This window comes from Pseudomonas sp. MSSRFD41 (genome assembly GCF_014230245.1).
Lineage (GTDB): Bacteria > Pseudomonadota > Gammaproteobacteria > Pseudomonadales > Pseudomonadaceae > Aquipseudomonas > Aquipseudomonas piscis.
The window spans coordinates 491362-506910 of the sequence record NZ_JACKZK010000002.1 but is presented as its reverse complement, the minus strand read 5'-3'; the positions used below and the strand labels follow the sequence as shown (position 1 = coordinate 506910).

The 15549-nt window shown below is 63.6% G+C and carries 16 protein-coding genes; 10 read left to right on the top strand and 6 right to left on the bottom strand.

Features of this window, described 5'->3' with window-relative positions:
• Nucleotides 1-171 precede the first annotated feature (171 nt).
• The gene (locus tag H7A76_RS05940) at nucleotides 172-1665 is read right to left on the bottom strand and encodes a CoA-acylating methylmalonate-semialdehyde dehydrogenase (protein WP_152899181.1); all 1494 of its coding nucleotides are present in this window, start codon (nucleotides 1663-1665) and stop codon (nucleotides 172-174) included.
• A gap of 74 nt (nucleotides 1666-1739) precedes the next feature.
• Nucleotides 1740-3089 carry an aspartate aminotransferase family protein gene (locus tag H7A76_RS05935; protein WP_185697639.1) on the bottom strand — a complete coding sequence of 450 codons (1350 nt, stop codon included), beginning with the start codon at nucleotides 3087-3089 and terminating at the stop codon, nucleotides 1740-1742.
• A 125-nt stretch (nucleotides 3090-3214) separates the two neighbouring features.
• On the opposite strand from H7A76_RS05935, the gene H7A76_RS05930 reads away from it, so the two are divergent.
• The 3 genes from H7A76_RS05930 to H7A76_RS05920 all read left to right on the top strand — a co-directional run bounded on the left by H7A76_RS05930 (nucleotide 3215) and on the right by H7A76_RS05920 (nucleotide 5484).
• Complete coding sequence (locus tag H7A76_RS05930; RefSeq protein ID WP_185697638.1) at nucleotides 3215-4135, top strand: LysR family transcriptional regulator; 921 nt, start codon at nucleotides 3215-3217, stop codon at nucleotides 4133-4135.
• A 94-nt stretch (nucleotides 4136-4229) separates the two neighbouring features.
• Entirely contained in the window at nucleotides 4230-4898 is a 669-nt protein-coding gene (locus H7A76_RS05925) for a TetR/AcrR family transcriptional regulator (RefSeq protein WP_185697637.1), read from the top strand.
• Between the two features lie 4 nt (nucleotides 4899-4902).
• The gene (locus H7A76_RS05920; RefSeq protein ID WP_185697636.1) at nucleotides 4903-5484 is read left to right on the top strand and encodes a YigZ family protein; all 582 of its coding nucleotides are present in this window, start codon (nucleotides 4903-4905) and stop codon (nucleotides 5482-5484) included.
• 359 nt (nucleotides 5485-5843) lie between these two features.
• On the opposite strand, the gene H7A76_RS05915 is transcribed toward H7A76_RS05920, so the two are convergent.
• On the bottom strand, nucleotides 5844-6278 hold the full coding sequence (locus tag H7A76_RS05915) for a hypothetical protein (protein ID WP_185697635.1): 435 nt from the start codon (nucleotides 6276-6278) through the stop codon (nucleotides 5844-5846).
• 82 nt (nucleotides 6279-6360) lie between these two features.
• Between H7A76_RS05915 and H7A76_RS05910 the strand changes: the two genes are divergently transcribed.
• The 4 genes from H7A76_RS05910 (at nucleotide 6361) to H7A76_RS05895 (ending at nucleotide 9185) form a co-directional block, all read left to right on the top strand.
• The gene (locus tag H7A76_RS05910) at nucleotides 6361-6588 is read left to right on the top strand and encodes a hypothetical protein (protein ID WP_409519175.1); all 228 of its coding nucleotides are present in this window, start codon (nucleotides 6361-6363) and stop codon (nucleotides 6586-6588) included.
• 2 nt (nucleotides 6589-6590) lie between these two features.
• Nucleotides 6591-7274 (top strand): SDR family oxidoreductase, encoded by a 684-nt coding sequence (locus H7A76_RS05905; protein WP_185697634.1) that lies wholly within the window; start codon nucleotides 6591-6593, stop codon nucleotides 7272-7274.
• A gap of 197 nt (nucleotides 7275-7471) precedes the next feature.
• The gene (locus H7A76_RS05900) at nucleotides 7472-8830 is read left to right on the top strand and encodes an 8-oxoguanine deaminase (protein WP_185697633.1); all 1359 of its coding nucleotides are present in this window, start codon (nucleotides 7472-7474) and stop codon (nucleotides 8828-8830) included.
• 37 nt (nucleotides 8831-8867) lie between these two features.
• Nucleotides 8868-9185 (top strand): SUMF1/EgtB/PvdO family nonheme iron enzyme, encoded by a 318-nt coding sequence (locus H7A76_RS05895; RefSeq protein ID WP_312026238.1) that lies wholly within the window; start codon nucleotides 8868-8870, stop codon nucleotides 9183-9185.
• On the opposite strand, the gene H7A76_RS05890 is transcribed toward H7A76_RS05895, so the two are convergent.
• The gene (locus tag H7A76_RS05890) at nucleotides 9160-10248 is read right to left on the bottom strand and encodes a calcium:proton antiporter (RefSeq protein WP_185697632.1); all 1089 of its coding nucleotides are present in this window, start codon (nucleotides 10246-10248) and stop codon (nucleotides 9160-9162) included. The two genes, H7A76_RS05895 and H7A76_RS05890, sit on opposite strands and share 26 nt — an antisense overlap.
• A 269-nt stretch (nucleotides 10249-10517) precedes the next feature.
• On the opposite strand from H7A76_RS05890, the gene H7A76_RS05885 reads away from it, so the two are divergent.
• A complete protein-coding gene (locus H7A76_RS05885; protein WP_185697631.1) occupies nucleotides 10518-11471 on the top strand; it encodes an adenosine deaminase in 954 nt (317 codons plus the stop codon).
• Between the two features lie 84 nt (nucleotides 11472-11555).
• Here the strand turns inward: H7A76_RS05885 and H7A76_RS05880 are convergent, their stop codons facing one another.
• Nucleotides 11556-12926, bottom strand: coding sequence for an MFS transporter (locus H7A76_RS05880; protein WP_185697630.1), 1371 nt, complete (start codon nucleotides 12924-12926; stop codon nucleotides 11556-11558).
• A gap of 163 nt (nucleotides 12927-13089) precedes the next feature.
• On the bottom strand, nucleotides 13090-14001 hold the full coding sequence (locus H7A76_RS05875; protein ID WP_185697629.1) for a LysR family transcriptional regulator: 912 nt from the start codon (nucleotides 13999-14001) through the stop codon (nucleotides 13090-13092).
• A 117-nt stretch (nucleotides 14002-14118) separates the two neighbouring features.
• On the opposite strand from H7A76_RS05875, the gene H7A76_RS05870 reads away from it, so the two are divergent.
• Nucleotides 14119-14412, top strand: a complete 294-nt coding sequence (locus H7A76_RS05870; protein ID WP_185697628.1) for a putative quinol monooxygenase — start codon at nucleotides 14119-14121, stop codon at nucleotides 14410-14412.
• Between the two features lie 31 nt (nucleotides 14413-14443).
• On the top strand, nucleotides 14444-15457 hold the full coding sequence (locus H7A76_RS05865) for a zinc-binding alcohol dehydrogenase family protein (protein ID WP_185697627.1): 1014 nt from the start codon (nucleotides 14444-14446) through the stop codon (nucleotides 15455-15457).
• The last annotated feature ends 92 nt before the right edge of the window (nucleotides 15458-15549 follow it).

The following is a 15549-nucleotide window of genomic DNA, read 5'->3' as shown; positions in this document are numbered from 1 at the left end:
ACTCATTGAATCTCAAGGAGTTTTCCGTTTCGACTGCGCCGGAAGTGGGGCGAATTATAGAGACATTAAACTCGCCGTCAACACTTATTTTCATAAATCTGTCACATCAATCAAAAAAGCCCATGAATGCCAAGACCGGTCCTCTCGGGCCGGCCTCGGACAGCATCCTGCTTAAAGGCTAGGGAAAGCGAATTGAGAAGCCTCATGGCTGGCCCGCTGCGGCCAGCGCTGGGTAATGGCCTTGCGGCGAGTGTAGAAACGCACACCATCGGGGCCATAAGCATGCAAGTCGCCGAACAGCGAACGCTTCCAGCCACCAAAGCTGTGGTAGGCCACTGGCACCGGCAGCGGTACGTTGACCCCCACCATGCCCACTTCGATCTCGTCGCAGAACAAGCGTGCAGCCTCACCATCCCGGGTAAAGATGCAGGTGCCATTGCCATACTCATGATCGTTGATCAGTTGCATGGCCTCTTCCAGGCTGTTGACCCGCACGATGCACAACACCGGCCCGAAGATCTCTTCTTTATAGATACGCATCTGCGGAGTCACGCGATCGAACAGGCAGCCACCCAGGAAGAAGCCCTCCTCGTGACCCGCCACGCTCAAGCCACGGCCATCCACCACCAGCTGTGCGCCGGCAGCCACACCGTCCTCTACATAACCGCTGACCTTGTCCTTTGCCTGGGCGGTGACCAGTGGCCCCATGTCCAGGCCGCAGGAAGTACCGGCACCGATCTTCAGCGCCTTGATCTGCGGCACCAGCTTGGCCACCAGGGCATCAGCCACCTGGTCTCCCACGCACACCGCAACCGAAATCGCCATGCAACGCTCGCCGCAGGAACCATAGGCCGCGCCCATCAGCGCACTGACGGCGTTATCCAGGTCGGCATCCGGCATCAGCACCGCGTGGTTCTTCGCCCCGCCCAGCGCCTGGACGCGCTTGCCGCGCTTGGTGCCCTCGGCATAGATGTATTCGGCGATCGGCGTCGAGCCGACAAAACTCAGGGCCTTGACCTCCGGAGCCTCGATCAGCGCATCCACCGCGGTCTTGTCGCCATGCACCACATTCAGCACGCCCTTGGGCAGCCCGGCCTCATGCAGCAGTTGGGCGATCAACAGCGTGGAGCTGGGATCACGCTCGGAAGGCTTGAGGATGAAGCAGTTACCACAGGCAATCGCCAGCGGGTACATCCACAACGGCACCATGGCCGGGAAGTTGAATGGCGTGATACCCGCCACGACCCCCAGCGGCTGGAAGTCGGACCAGGCATCGATGTTCGGCCCGACGTTACGACTGAACTCGCCCTTGAGGATTTCCGGCGCCGCACAGGCGTACTCGACATTCTCGATACCGCGCTTGAGCTCACCAACGGCATCCTCCAGGGTCTTGCCATGTTCTTCGCTGATCAGCTGGGCGATACGCGCTTCGTTCTGCTCCAGCAATTGCTTGAAGCGGAACATCACCTGGGCACGCTTGGCTGCCGGTGTATTGCGCCAGGCCGGAAATGCCGACTTGGCGGAATCGATGGCCTGCTGGATGGTCTCACGGCTGGCCAACGGCACTTTATGGATCGCCTGGCCAGTGGACGGGTTGAAGACATCGCTGCTGCGACCGCTATCACTTACCAACTCACCATGGATCAGGTGGGAAATCAGGCTCATGCGCAAACTCCTGGAAAGAGGAAAGGCACAGGCGCGAACCACTTCGCGCCTGCTGCTATATAAGAAGGATCGGATCAGTCGAGCTTGTTCAGCACTTCGCCAACTGCATCGAACAAGCGGTCGAGATCCTGGGGCTTGCTGTTGAAGGTCGGGCCGAACTGCAGGGTGTCGCCGCCGAAGCGTACGTAGAACCCGGCTTTCCATAGGGCCATGCCCGCCTCGAATGGACGCACGATCGCGTCGCCATCGCGAGGCGCGATCTGGATCGCCCCCGCCAGGCCGAAGTTACGGATGTCGATCACGTTCTTCGCGCCCTTGATACCGTGCAAGGCCTTCTCGAAGTGCGGCGCGACCTCGGCCACGCTCTGCACCAGGTTTTCCTTCTGCAGCAGATCCAGGGCCGCCAAGCCAGCCGCACAGGCCACCGGGTGCGCCGAATAGGTGTAGCCGTGGGGGAATTCCACCGCGTACTCGGGAGTCGCCTGGTTCATGAAGGTCTGGTAGATCTCGGAACTGGCGATCACCGCGCCCATGGGGATCGCGCCGTTGGTGACCTGCTTGGCCACGCACATCAGGTCCGGCGTCACGCCGAAACTGTCGGCGCCGAACATCGCGCCAGTACGACCAAAGCCAGTGATCACTTCATCGAACACCAACAAGATGCTGTGCTGGTCGCAGATCTCCCGCAGGCGCTTGAGGTAGCCCTGTGGCGGCACCAGTACCCCAGCGGAACCGGCCAACGGCTCGACGAACACCGCGGCGATGTTGGAAGCGTCATGCAATTCGATCAGTTTCAGCAACTCGTCGGCCAAGGCGATACCGCCCTGCTCCGGCATGCCGCGAGAAAATGCGTTGCTGGCCAGCAAGGTATGCGGCAGGTGGTCGACATCCGCCATGGCCTGGCCGAACAGCTTGCGGTTGCCATTGACCCCACCCAGGCTGGTGCCGGCGATGTTCACGCCGTGATAACCACGGGCCCGGCCAATCATCTTGGTCTTGGTCGGCTGGCCTTTCAGGCGCCAGTAGGCACGCACCATCTTCACCGCGGTATCTGCGCATTCGGAACCGGAGTCGGTGAAGAACACATGGTTCAGGTTGCCCGGGGTCAGGGCGGTGATTCTCTCCGCCAGCTGGAACGACAGTGGGTGGCCGTACTGGAAGCCCGGCGAGTAATCCAGGGTTCCCAGCTGCTTGCTCACCGCCTCCTGGATTTCCTTGCGCGAGTGGCCGGCGCCACAGGTCCACAGGCCGGACAGCGAGTCATAGACCTTGCGCCCCTTGTCATCCACCAGCCAGCTGCCCTCGGCGCCAACGATCAGGCGCGGGTCGCGCTGGAAGTTGCGGTTGGCGGTATAGGGCATCCAGTGAGCATCTAGCTTGAGCTGACTGGCCAGGGACTGGTGGGCGTTTTCCGGCATGTTCATGGCAAAACCTCGCAAGGCAATGAAGCGGCGTAGGAATGATGCAGCGTTGTTGCGGCTAACTTGCCACGGCTATAAAGTCGATGAAATCCAACTTTAATAACCTTCAGTCAGCCGCCTACTAAACTATGAGCCTTCATAGAGCCGACCCACTGGCGCAAGTCAGCGACTTCGACATCCGCCTCTTGCGCATCTTTCGCAGCGTGGTGGAATGCGGCGGTTTTTCCGCCGCCGAGACGGTGCTCGGCATCGGCCGCTCGGCCATCAGCCAGCAGATGAGCGACCTGGAGCAAAGGCTCGGCCTGCGCCTGTGCCAACGTGGGCGCGCCGGGTTCTCCCTGACCGAGGAAGGCCGCGAGGTCTACCAGTCGACCCTGCAACTGCTCAGCGCCCTGGAAAGCTTTCGTACCGAGGTCAACGGCCTGCACCGCCATTTGCGCGGCGAGCTGATCATCGGGCTCACCGATAACCTGGTGACCCTGCCCCACATGCGCATCACCCACGCCCTGGCGCAATTGAAGGAACGCGGCCCGGACGTGCAGATCCAGATCCGCATGATCGCCCCCAGCGAGGTCGAGCAAGGGGTGCTCGATGGCCGCCTGCACGTCGGCGTGGTGCCCCAGGCCAGCGCCCTGTCCGGCCTGGAATACCAACCCTTGTACGACGAACGTTCGCTGCTGTACTGCGCGGTCGGCCACCCATTGTTCTATGTGGATGACAAGCAACTGGACGATCAGCGCCTCAACGCCCAGGAAGCCATTGCTCCGACCTTCCGCCTGCCGGCCGAGATCCAGGCCCGCTACCAGGCGCTGAACTGCACCGCCAGCGCCTCCGACCGCGAGGGCATGGCCTTCCTGATCCTCACCGGGCGCTACATCGGCTACCTGCCGGATCACTACGCCAGTCTGTGGGTACAGCAGGGCCGGCTACGGGCGCTCAAGCCCAGGTCAAGGTTCTACGACCTGAACCTGTCGACCGTCACCCGCAAGGGCCGGCGTCCGCACCTGGTACTGGAAAGCTTCCTGGAAAGCCTGGCGGCCACCCGATGAGCCGCTGGCTTTTGTCGCACCAAGGCTTGTCTGTTCAAGCCGGGTAGGCTATCAACGCACAGGCTGCCCCCTACAGACTCGCTCGGAAACCTCCATGACCCTTGAAGTCCCTGCCCACAGCGCTGCCCACCCAGGCAAACCGACCAGCCGCATCCGCCAGAAGAACGAACGTGCCATCATCCAGGCCGCCGAAGACGAATTCGCCCGCCACGGCTTCAAAGGCACCAGCATGAACACCATCGCGCAGAACGCCGGGCTGCCCAAGGCCAACCTGCACTATTACTTCACCAACAAGCTGGGGTTGTACGTCGCGGTGCTGAGCAACATCCTCGAGCAGTGGGACAGCACCTTCAACAGCCTCACCGCCGAGGACGATCCCGCCGAGGCGCTGACCCGCTACATCCGCGCCAAGATGGAATTTTCCCGGCGCCAGCCACAGGCCTCGCGCATCTTCGCCATGGAGATCATCAGCGGCGGTGAATGCCTCAGCGAATATTTCAGCCAGGACTACCGCGCCTGGTTCCAGGGCCGGGCCAGTGTGTTCCAGGCCTGGATCGACGCCGGCAAGATGGACCCGGTGGATCCGATGCACCTGATCTTCCTGCTGTGGGGCAGCACCCAGCACTATGCCGACTTCGCCACCCAGATCTGCCAGGTCACCGGCCGCAGCCGCCTGACCAAGCAAGACATGGAAGCCGCCACCAACAATCTGCTGTGCATCATTCTCAAAGGCTGCGGTCTGTCACCTGTGAAAAAAGCCTGAACCCATGCCCTTTACCCTGGCCGGTCTTTGCGAATACCGCGAGGAGATTCGCAAAAGCCGCTTCATCACCTTCGCCGCTCCCATCACTTGCGCCGCCGAGGCCCAGGCTTTCATCCAGGCCTACAGCGACGCCGATGCCTCGCATAACTGCTGGGCCTGGAAGCTGGCCGACCAGTACCGCAGCAATGACGACGGCGAACCCGGCGGCACGGCCGGACGACCGATCCTGGCCGCCATCGAAGCCCAGGACTGCGACCAGGTAGCAGTCCTGGTGACCCGCTGGTACGGCGGTATCCAGCTGGGCACCGGCGGCCTGGCCCGGGCCTATGGCGGTGGCGCCAACAAATGCCTGCAAGGCGCCGAACGCATCGCCCTGGTCAACCGAGTGCCGTTGCGCTGCACCTGCGGGTTCAGCGAACTGGCACTGGTCAAGCTGCGAGTCGCCGAACTGGGCGGGTTGCTGGTCCAGGAGGACTTCACCGCCAACGGCGTGGAGCTGCAACTGGCCCTGGGTGAAGAGCAGATCGCCCCCCTGCAACGGCAATTGGCCGACCTGAGTCGCGGACGCATCATGCTGCAACGTTGAACCTGCATGCCTGGCCTGTGCATAGACACTCGGCGTCTAGGCAATTGCCCACATCTACTGTGCACCCGGCTGTGGATAACCTGAGCAAACAACGCTGTAGCCCTTTTGCAACGTGGCTTCGCCGAGATTGATCAGTTTTCGTACAAAACTTCCCACTGTGGATTTTTTGTACCGTAAAACAGCCAGTTAGCTGGGCTTATCACGCTTGGAAGATAAGCCAGCCAGGCTTATGCCCAAGCTTCGGGCTTGCGCACAAATACTGTGGAGCAAGCTGTGGATAACCCGTGCAAGGCTGCGCGCACCGCAGGTTGCGCAGGGCCTGGGCGCAGCTGCTTACTTTTTATCCAACCTCGCCTTCACTATGGCAAAGATGCCGGCGGCAGCTCGCCTCCATGGCTATCGGCACGCACTGGCAACAGCTGGGCCACGCACCAGGCCAGTTCGAAGAACAGGAACACGCCGATCAGCACCGTGGCCCCCTGGGCCAGGGCATAGACCTGCCAGGTGGCGAACAGGATGCGACCCAGTGCGTCATAACGACCGAATGCCGGTTGAGGATCGCGAATCCGCAACAGCGACCACACGCAGACGATCGATCCCATCAAGTTGGCCAGCAACAGATGCATGGGCTCGAATGGCGGCAACCGCCCTGGCAGATCCAGCGCCAGGGCCAACTGCTCCAGCAGCCCATGCAAGGCCATGAAACTCCAGGGCGTCACAAAGGCCATAGTGACCAACAGGTCATACCAGCCGCTGGCCCGGACCAATTTTCGGTACTGCGCGTTCGACCACATAATCATCGCTCCATGGATTAAAGGAGCGCGCAGGCTAAAGCCTAGAGTATGCTCCAGGGTCAACCCCCTTCGAGTCCCCCCTATGCGCATTGGAGACTTGGCCAGCGCCCGCACCGGCAACTGCGATACCCTGCGCGTCTATGAACAGCGCAACGCCCAGCCGGACCACGCCGTCGCGCGATTGCTGCAAGGCAAGCTCGACCTGATCGAAACCCGCCTCAACGAACGGGACCATTTGCGCCGCGAGCTGCAACAAGGCTCGGCAGGCCTGTCCACTGAATCCGTGATCTTCATTCATCAAGGAGCCTGACTATGTCCACGGCAAAAACCGCACTGATCATCGGCGCCTCCCGGGGCTTGGGCCTCGGCCTGGTCCAGCGCCTGCTCGAAGACGGCTGGCAGGTCACCGCCACCGTGCGCAACCCGCACAAGGCCGAGGCCCTGCACGCCCTGGGCAAGGTGCGGATCGAACAACTGGACATGGACGACCAGCACGCCGTGCTCGCCCTGAGCCAGAGACTCAAGGGCCAGGTGTTCGACCTGCTGTTCGTCAACGCCGGGGTCAAGGGCCCGGACAACCAACTGCCGGGCCAGGCCACCCAGGCCGAGGTCGGCCAGCTGTTCTTCACCAACGCCGTGGCGCCGATCAACCTGGCCCAGCGTTTCGTCGAGCAGATCCGCCCCAATACCGGGGTCCTGGCGTTCATGAGCTCGGTACTGGGCAGCGTGACCATGCCCGACGCTCCCGAGCTGGCGCTGTACAAGGCCAGCAAGGCGGCCCTGAACTCCATGACCAACAGCTTCGTCAGCAGGCTCGAACAACCACTGACCGTGCTCTCGCTGCACCCGGGCTGGGTCAAGACCGACATGGGCGGCGAAGGCGCCGACATCGACGTGCTGACCAGCACCCGCGGCTTGATCGCCCAGGTCAACGCCTACACCGGCAAGGGCGGCCACCACTTCATCAACTACAAGGGCGAGACCATTCCCTGGTAACCCCGGAGCAGGTGGCCGCCGCCACAACCTGCGGCCACCTTCGGCAAAGGCTCTGGAACCGGGCCCCGGACAGCGGTTTTGTCCCCCGGCAAAACTTTCGCTAGACTGCGCCACGCGCCCCACGGCGACCCTGGATCAGCAGACAGGGCAACACTGAGCTGGCTAACCTGAACCCACTTTCAGAGGAGCCGGCCACCATGCCTGCGACCCGTACCTGGTTAAAGAATCCCCTGGCCATCTTCACCGGCAACGCCCTGGACGCCCGCGGCGGCCTGGTGCTGCAAGACGGCCTGATCGTCGAAGTCCTCGGCCTCGGCCAACAGCCCGCAAGCCCCTGCCAGGAAGTCTTCGATGCCCGCGAGCACGTGCTGCTGCCGGGCCTGGTCAACACTCACCATCACTTCTACCAGACCCTGACCCGAGCCTGGGCCCCGGTGGTCAACCAGCCGCTGTTCCCCTGGCTCAAGACCCTGTACCCGGTCTGGGCCCGCCTGACCCCGGAAAAACTCGCCCTGGCCACCAAGGTGGCGCTGGCCGAACTGCTGCTCTCCGGCTGCACCACCGCCGCCGACCATCACTACCTGTTCCCGGACGGCCTGGAAAACGCTATCGATGTGCAAGTCGAAGCCGTGCGTGAACTGGGCATGCGCGCCATGCTCACCCGCGGTTCGATGAGCCTTGGCGAAAAGGACGGCGGCCTGCCACCGCAACAGACCGTGCAGGAGGGCCAGGTGATTCTCGACGACAGCCAGCGCCTGATTCAGCAGTACCACGAACGTGGTCCCGGCGCGCAGATCCAGATCGCCCTGGCACCCTGCTCGCCGTTCTCGGTGACCCCGCAGATCATGGCCGCCAGCGCCGAAATGGCCGAGGCCCTGGACGTACGCCTGCACACCCACCTGGCCGAAACCCTCGACGAAGAAGACTTCTGCCTGCAGCGCTTCGGCCTGCGCACCGTGGACTACCTGGACAGCGTCGGCTGGCTCGGCCCGCGCACCTGGCTGGCCCACGGCATCCACTTCAACCCGGACGAAATCGCCCGCCTCGGGCAGGCCGGCACCGGCATCTGCCATTGCCCGAGTTCGAACATGCGCCTGGCGTCCGGCATCTGTCCCAGTATCGAGTTGACCGACGCGGGAGCGCTATTCGGCCTGGGCGTGGACGGCTCGGCGTCCAATGACGCCTCGAACATGATCCTCGAAGCGCGTCAGGCGCTGTACATCCAGCGCTTGCGCTACGGTGCCGAGACGATCACCCCGGAGCGCGTACTGGGCTGGGCGACCCGGGGCTCGGCAAGCCTGCTGGGCCGCACCGACATTGGTGAGCTGGCGGTGGGCAAACAGGCGGACCTGGCCTTGTTCAAGCTCGATGAGCTGCGTTTCTCGGGTAGCCACGATCCGGTTTCGGCACTGCTGTTGTGCGGTGCGGATCGGGCCGACCGGGTGATGATTGGCGGCAAGTGGCGGGTACTCGATGGCCAAGTCGAAGGGCTGGACCTCAAAGGCCTGATCGCCGATCACAGCCAGGCGGCCCGGCAACTGATCGCCAATACCTGACCCATGCCTCCAGCGGCGAGGGAGCAGATCCCTCGCCGTGGACCGGTTCGTGCCCAATCCCCTGGGCCTCTACAACCTCACCGGCAATGCCAGCGAATGGGTCAACGATTGGTACGACAAACACTGCTATCGCGAATCGCCCGTGGAGAACCCGCAGTGGCCGCAAACCGGCATTTATCGGGCGCAACGTGGAGCGAACAACGAGTTTGCCAACGACCCGACCTTCTCGCCTTCGGCCAGCACCGTGCGTCGTTGGCACTGGGGGCACATGCGGCCTGGAACGCCCCCGGCGTCAGCTTTCGCTGCGCCATCCAGTCGGCACAGCCGCTTTAAAGGCCGAGCAGCGAGAGCATGATGAAGGTGGCGAACAGCACGAAGTGAGTCATGCCTTCGATGGCGTTGGTCTCGCCATCGTTGAGGTTGATCGCGCTGACGATCAGGGTGATGAACACCATCACCGTCTGCACCGGCGTCATGGCCATCTGGAACGGTTGGCCGGTATACAGGGCCATGGCCTCCATCACCGGCACTGTCAGGATCACCGTCGACAGGGAGGCACCCAGGGCCACGTTGACCACCGACTGCATGCGATTGGCCAGGGCCGCGCGCAACGCGGTGAGGATCTCCGGCGCAGCGGAAATCGCCGCCACCAGGATCGCGGTGATCACCGGTGGTGCGCCGGTGCCTTCCAGGCCCAGGTCCAGGGTCTTGGACATCACCTCGGCCAGGGCGCCGATCACCACTACGCCCAACACCAGGGCGCCGATGCTCCAGGCCAGGTTGACCGCATGGGGTTGCGCCTGGTCTTCCTTGGCCCGGCGCTTTTCCGGGTAGCTGTAGCTGAAGAAGTAACTATGAGGCCCGACCTGCATGCGCAGGAACAGGGTGTAGAGCACCACCATCGCACCGATGGTGAAGGCCGAGTAGACCTTCCAGTCGCTTTCGGGAATGAACTCCGGCACCACCATCGACACGCCCATGGCGGTGAGGATCATCACGCTGTAGGTCCGCGCCGAATCGTCGTTGTAGGGCTGCTCGCCATGCTTGATGCCGCCCATCAGCGCGGCCAGGCCGAGGATGCCGTTGATATCCAGCATCACCGCCGAGTAGATGGTGTCGCGCACCAGGGTCGGCGAAGCCTCGTTGCTCATCATGATCGCCAGGATCACCACCTCCACCAGCACCGCCGCCAGGGTCAGGATCATGGTGCCATAGGGGTCGCCGACCTTTTCCGCCAGCAGCTCGGCGTGATGGGCCACCCGCATCGAAGCCACGACGATGAAGCCGATGAGCACCAGCCCGGCGAGCAGCGCGATGCCCTGGCCGCTGGTGAGCAAGAGGTGTTCCAGGGGATAGGCGGCCAAGGCAGCCAGTAGCGCAAGCAGCAGGAGCTTTTCTTGCTTGAGGGAAGTGAGCATTGCAGTCCTTTGACGGAAATAAAAACGGACATAGAAGATGAGCTGAAGACTGCTGCGAGTCACTAATGTTTCGTTACATACTCGTGCCCGAGTGCAGGTAAAGCCCCTCCTCGCCCTCGGTCAGGTTTTATCGGACATTCGCGCCGTCCACTGTAGAATGGCGGCTTTTTCGCACCCGGCGAGCACCGCGAGCCAATGGCCAGGCCCCACGGAAGGGCACCGCCCGGCCCCAGGCTTCTCGCCGCTCCCGCACCTGATGAGACAACACCATGTATGACTGGCTGAACGCCTTGCCCAAGGCTGAACTGCACCTGCACTTGGAAGGTTCCCTGGAGCCCGAGCTGCTGTTCGCCCTGGCCGAGCGCAACAAGATCGCCCTGCCCTGGAGCGACGTCGAGACCCTGCGCAAGGCCTACGCCTTCAACAACCTGCAAGAGTTCCTCGACCTGTACTACCAGGGCGCCGACGTGCTGCGCACCTCCCAGGACTTCTACGACCTGACCTGGGCCTACCTGCTGCGCTGCAAAGAACAGAACGTGATCCATACCGAACCCTTCTTCGACCCGCAGACCCACACCGACCGTGGCGTGCCTTTCGAAGTGGTGCTCAACGGCATCGCCAGCGCCCTGAAGGATGGCGAGCAGCAACTGGGCATCACCAGCGGCCTGATCCTCAGCTTCCTGCGCCACCTGAGCGAAGAAGCAGCGCAGAAGACCCTCGACCAGGCCCTGCCGTTTCGCGAAGCCTTCGTCGCCGTGGGCCTGGACAGCTCCGAGATGGGCCATCCGCCGAGCAAGTTCCAGCGGGTGTTCGACCGGGCCCGCGCCGAGGGTTTCCTGACCGTGGCCCATGCGGGCGAAGAAGGCCCGCCGGAGTACATCTGGGAAGCCCTGGACCTGCTCAAGATCCAGCGCATCGATCATGGCGTTCGGGCCTTCGAGGACGAGCGGCTGATGCAGCGGATCATCGACGAGCAGATTCCGCTGACCGTCTGCCCGCTGTCCAACACCAAGCTCTGTGTGTTCGATCACATGTCCCAGCACAACATCCTGGAAATGCTCGAACGCGGGGTGAAGGTGACGGTCAACTCCGATGACCCGGCCTACTTCGGCGGCTATGTCACCGAGAACTTCCATGCCTTGTACACCGACCTGGGCATGACCCGGGAACAAGCCCAGCGCCTGGCCCAGAACAGCCTGGACGCCCGCCTGGTCAAGCCCTAAGGCCAGCCTGGCGTAGTCGCTGCCACAGCCGGCACCTTCCCCGGCGCCCTCTTGCCAGGGCGCCTGGGACTACGCAACGCCCCTCTACACCTCGCTCAATTCCTCCAGGGTCCGGCCCCGGGTCTCCATCCCGAAGCGCCAGACCACCGCCGCCGCGACCACGAAGCACGCTGCCCCCAAAGCGAACACGCCCCCCTGCCCGGCGACCGGCAACACCAGCCCGGTCACCAAGGGCCCCAGCAGCGAACCGATACGGCCAACCGCCGAAGCGAACCCCGAGCCAGTGGCCCGGGCCGAGGTCGGATACAGCTCCGGGGTGTAGGTGTAGAGCACCGCCCACATGCCGAACAGGAAGAACTGCATCAACAACCCGGTGCCGATCAGCAGGCCGGCATTGCCGCCGAACACTGCGCTCTGCCCGTAGAAGAAGGCCATGATTCCGCCACCGAGCAAGGTGACGATGCACACCGGCTTGCGTCCCCAGCGCTCCACCAGCCAGGCGGCCATGAGGAACCCCGGGATCCCGCCCAGGGAAATCAGCACCGTGTAGTACACCGACTGGGTCACCGCGAAACCGGACTGCTGGAGCAAGGCGCTGAGCCAGGAGGTCAGGCCATAGAACCCCAGCAAGGCGAAGAACCACAGGCTCCAGATCATCACCGTGCGCTGGCGATACTGCGGCGACCAGATCTGGCGCAATGCGGAAAAAAACTGCCCTGGCGCACTGTCCATGCGCGGCAGGCGCACGGGCTCGGGCAACTGGCTGGTGCCTAGCGATGCCCGCACCTTGTCCTCGATGCCTTGCAACACCCGCTCGGCATCGGCGTGGCGCCCGGCCTGCTCCAGCCAGCGCGGCGACTCGGGAATGAAGAAGCGGATCGCCAACACGAATACCGCTGGGATCGCCAACACCAGGAAGATGTCGCGCCAGCCGATCAATGGCAGGAGGAAGTACGACAGCACCCCCGCGGCGACGAAACCCAAGGGCCAGAAACCATCCATCAAGGCGATGTAGCGTCCGCGTCGTTGCGCCGGGATCATCTCCGAGAGCATCGACTGGGCAATGGGGAATTCCATGCCCATGCCGATTCCCAGCAGCACCCGGAACAGGGTCAGGCTGTCCACGTCCTGGGCCGTGGAGCACAGGTAGCTGGCCACGCCCCAGAGCACGATGCTCCACTGGAACACCGGCTTGCGACCGAAACGGTCGGCGAGCATTCCCGACAACGAAGCGCCCAGCACCATGCCGAAGAAACTCGAACTGGCCAGCAGCCCGGCCTGGGCCGAGCTCAAGCCGAACTCGGCTTTGATCGAGCCCAGGAGGAAGGTCATCATCGCCAGGTCCATGGAGTCGAAGAAGAACGCCAAGGCGATGATGATGAAGATCAGCCGGTGATAGCCGCTGATGGGTAACCGCTCCAGGCGCTCCGCAGCGCTGTATTCCTGTATGCCCATGCCCCGTCCCCCACAGTCGAATGCTTGACCGTCGGAGTGTGCGGGATCGAGACCGGGGCTGATTGCCGAGGGCGACCTGTTCGCATCCATCAGCGACGCCCAGGGGCGGAGTGCCGGATGGCTGGGCGACGCCGTGGGAGGGTTATGTCCTGGGAGTGACGGGCTATACCGGGCGGCGGGCGCTGATCTGGGCGCAGCGTCTCTGCAACAGATCGCGCAACAGCTTCACCGGTTTGCTCAGGTGCGCCCGGTGGGTGCAGAACAGGTTCAGCGACGCCCGCTCGCAGGTCAGCTCCGGCAGCAGCACTTGCAGGCGCCCCTCCAGCACATCGGCGGCCACATCCAGCCAGGACTTGTAGACGATCCCGGCCCCGGCCAGGGCCCAGCGCCGGACCACATCGGCATCGTCGCTCAGGCGATCGCCACTGACGCTGAGGCTCACCTCGCGCTTGCCGTCATGAAAGCTCCAGAGATCGTGGGCCCGGCTGTCGAGCATGTACAGCAGGCAGTTGTGCTGGGCCAGCTGCTCCAGCTGGCGCGGCTCGCCATGGCGCGCCAGGTAGCCGGGCGCGGCGCACAGTACCCGGCGGTTGTCCGGGGCTACCGGCAGGGCCACCAGGCTGGAGTCCTCCGGTTCACCGTAGCGCAGGGCGATGTCCACCGGCTGGCGGAACAGGTCGGCAATCCTGTCCCCCAGCAACAGGCGCACGCTGAGCTTGGGATGCTCGCGCTGGAACTCGTCGAGCCAGGGCAGCAGCAGGTTGCGCCCGAAATCCGAGGGAGCGGAAAGCTGCAACACGCCGCTGACCTGGTCCTGCCCGCTGGCCAGCAGGCGCCGGCCTTCATCCAGGTTGCCCAAGGCAGCGCGGGCGTACTCGAGAAAACCCTCGCCCTCGGCAGTCAGGCGCAGGCTGCGGGTGGAACGAGCCAGCAAGCGTGCGCCCAGGTTGTGCTCGATGCGCTTGAGGGCGGCGCTGGCCACCGCCGGCGAAAGGTCCATGACCCGGGCCGCCGCCGACAGGCTGCCCAGGTCAGCGGCACGCACGAACAACTGCAAGTCATCGAATCGCAACACGGCCAGCCCCGGATTATCAAAAAAACATTGAAAGAGACTGCTCTTTTAGCCGGTTTTATCGTGCGCAGAAATAGCCAATCATCACTCCATCGTCCAATTCCACCGAGGAATACCCCGATGTCCGAACCTTTCACCGCCATTGCCACCCTGGTCGCCCGACCCGGCCAGCAGCACGTGCTGCAGCGCGAACTCAGTGCCCTGGTGGCGCCCAGCCGCGCCGAAGCCGGCTGCCAGTATTACCAACTGCACCAGGACGCCGGGCAGCCGGGCACCTTCTACGTCCTGGAGCGCTGGGACAACCAGGCGGCCCTGGACCTGCACAACGGCACCGCCCACTTCCAGGCCTTCCTGGAGCGCACCCGCGAGGCCCTCGAACACTTCGAACTCAAGCGCCTGCAACTGATCGCCTGACCCTCTTCAATCGCTTTTAAAGGACCCCATCATGAAAGCCATCGCCTACTACCAATCGCTGCCGATCGACGATCCACGCGCCCTGCAAGACATCGAACTGCCGGAGCCCACCCCCGGTCCCCGCGACCTGCTGGTGGAGGTCAAGGCCATCTCGGTCAACCCGGTGGACACCAAGGTACGCCGCAACGTCCAGCCCGAAGGCGGGGCCGCCAAGGTCCTGGGGTGGGACGTGGCCGGAGTGGTCAAGGCCGTGGGCAGCGAGGTCAGCCTGTTCAAGGCTGGCGACAGGGTGTTCTACGCCGGCTCCATCGCCCGTCCCGGGGCCAACAGCGAACGGCACGTGGTCGATGAGCGCATCGTCGGGCACATGCCCAGCAGCCTGGGTTTTGCCGAAGCCGCCGCCCTGCCGCTGACGGCGGTCACCGCCTGGGAACTGTTGTTCGATCGCTTGCAGGTCAGCCAGGAGCCAGCTGACAAAGGCCAAAGCCTGTTGATCGTCGGCGCCGCTGGTGGCGTCGGTTCGATCCTCACCCAGCTGGCGCGGCAGTTGACCGGGCTCAAGGTGATCGGCACCGCCTCCCGCGAACGGACCCAGGCCTGGGTTCGCGAGCTGGGTGCCCATGCCGTGGTGGACCACAGCCAGCCACTGAGCGCCGAACTCAAGCGCATCGGCATCGAGCAGGTGACCCACGTGGCCAGCCTGACCCAGACCGACGCTCACCTGGATCAACTGGTCGAAGCCCTGGCGCCCCAGGGCAAGCTGGGGCTGATCGACGACCCGCAGAGCTTCGACGTGACCAAGCTCAAGCGCAAGAGCCTGTCGCTGCACTGGGAATTCATGTACACCCGCTCGCTGTTCGAGACCGTCGACATGCAAGAGCAACACGTGATCCTGACGCGGGTCGCCGAGCTGATCGACGCTGGCATCCTCAAGACCACGGTCGGCGAGCACTTCGGCCGGATCGACGCCGCCAACCTGCGCCGCGCCCATGCGCTGCTGGAGAGCGGCAAGGCCAAGGGCAAGATCGTCCTGGAAGGTTTCTGAGGCAACGCCAGGCAGCCAACACCACGCCAGCGGCGTGGTGTTGGCCACCTGTCCGAGAATTGATTCCGGTCATGGTTTTGACCTTGTTCAGG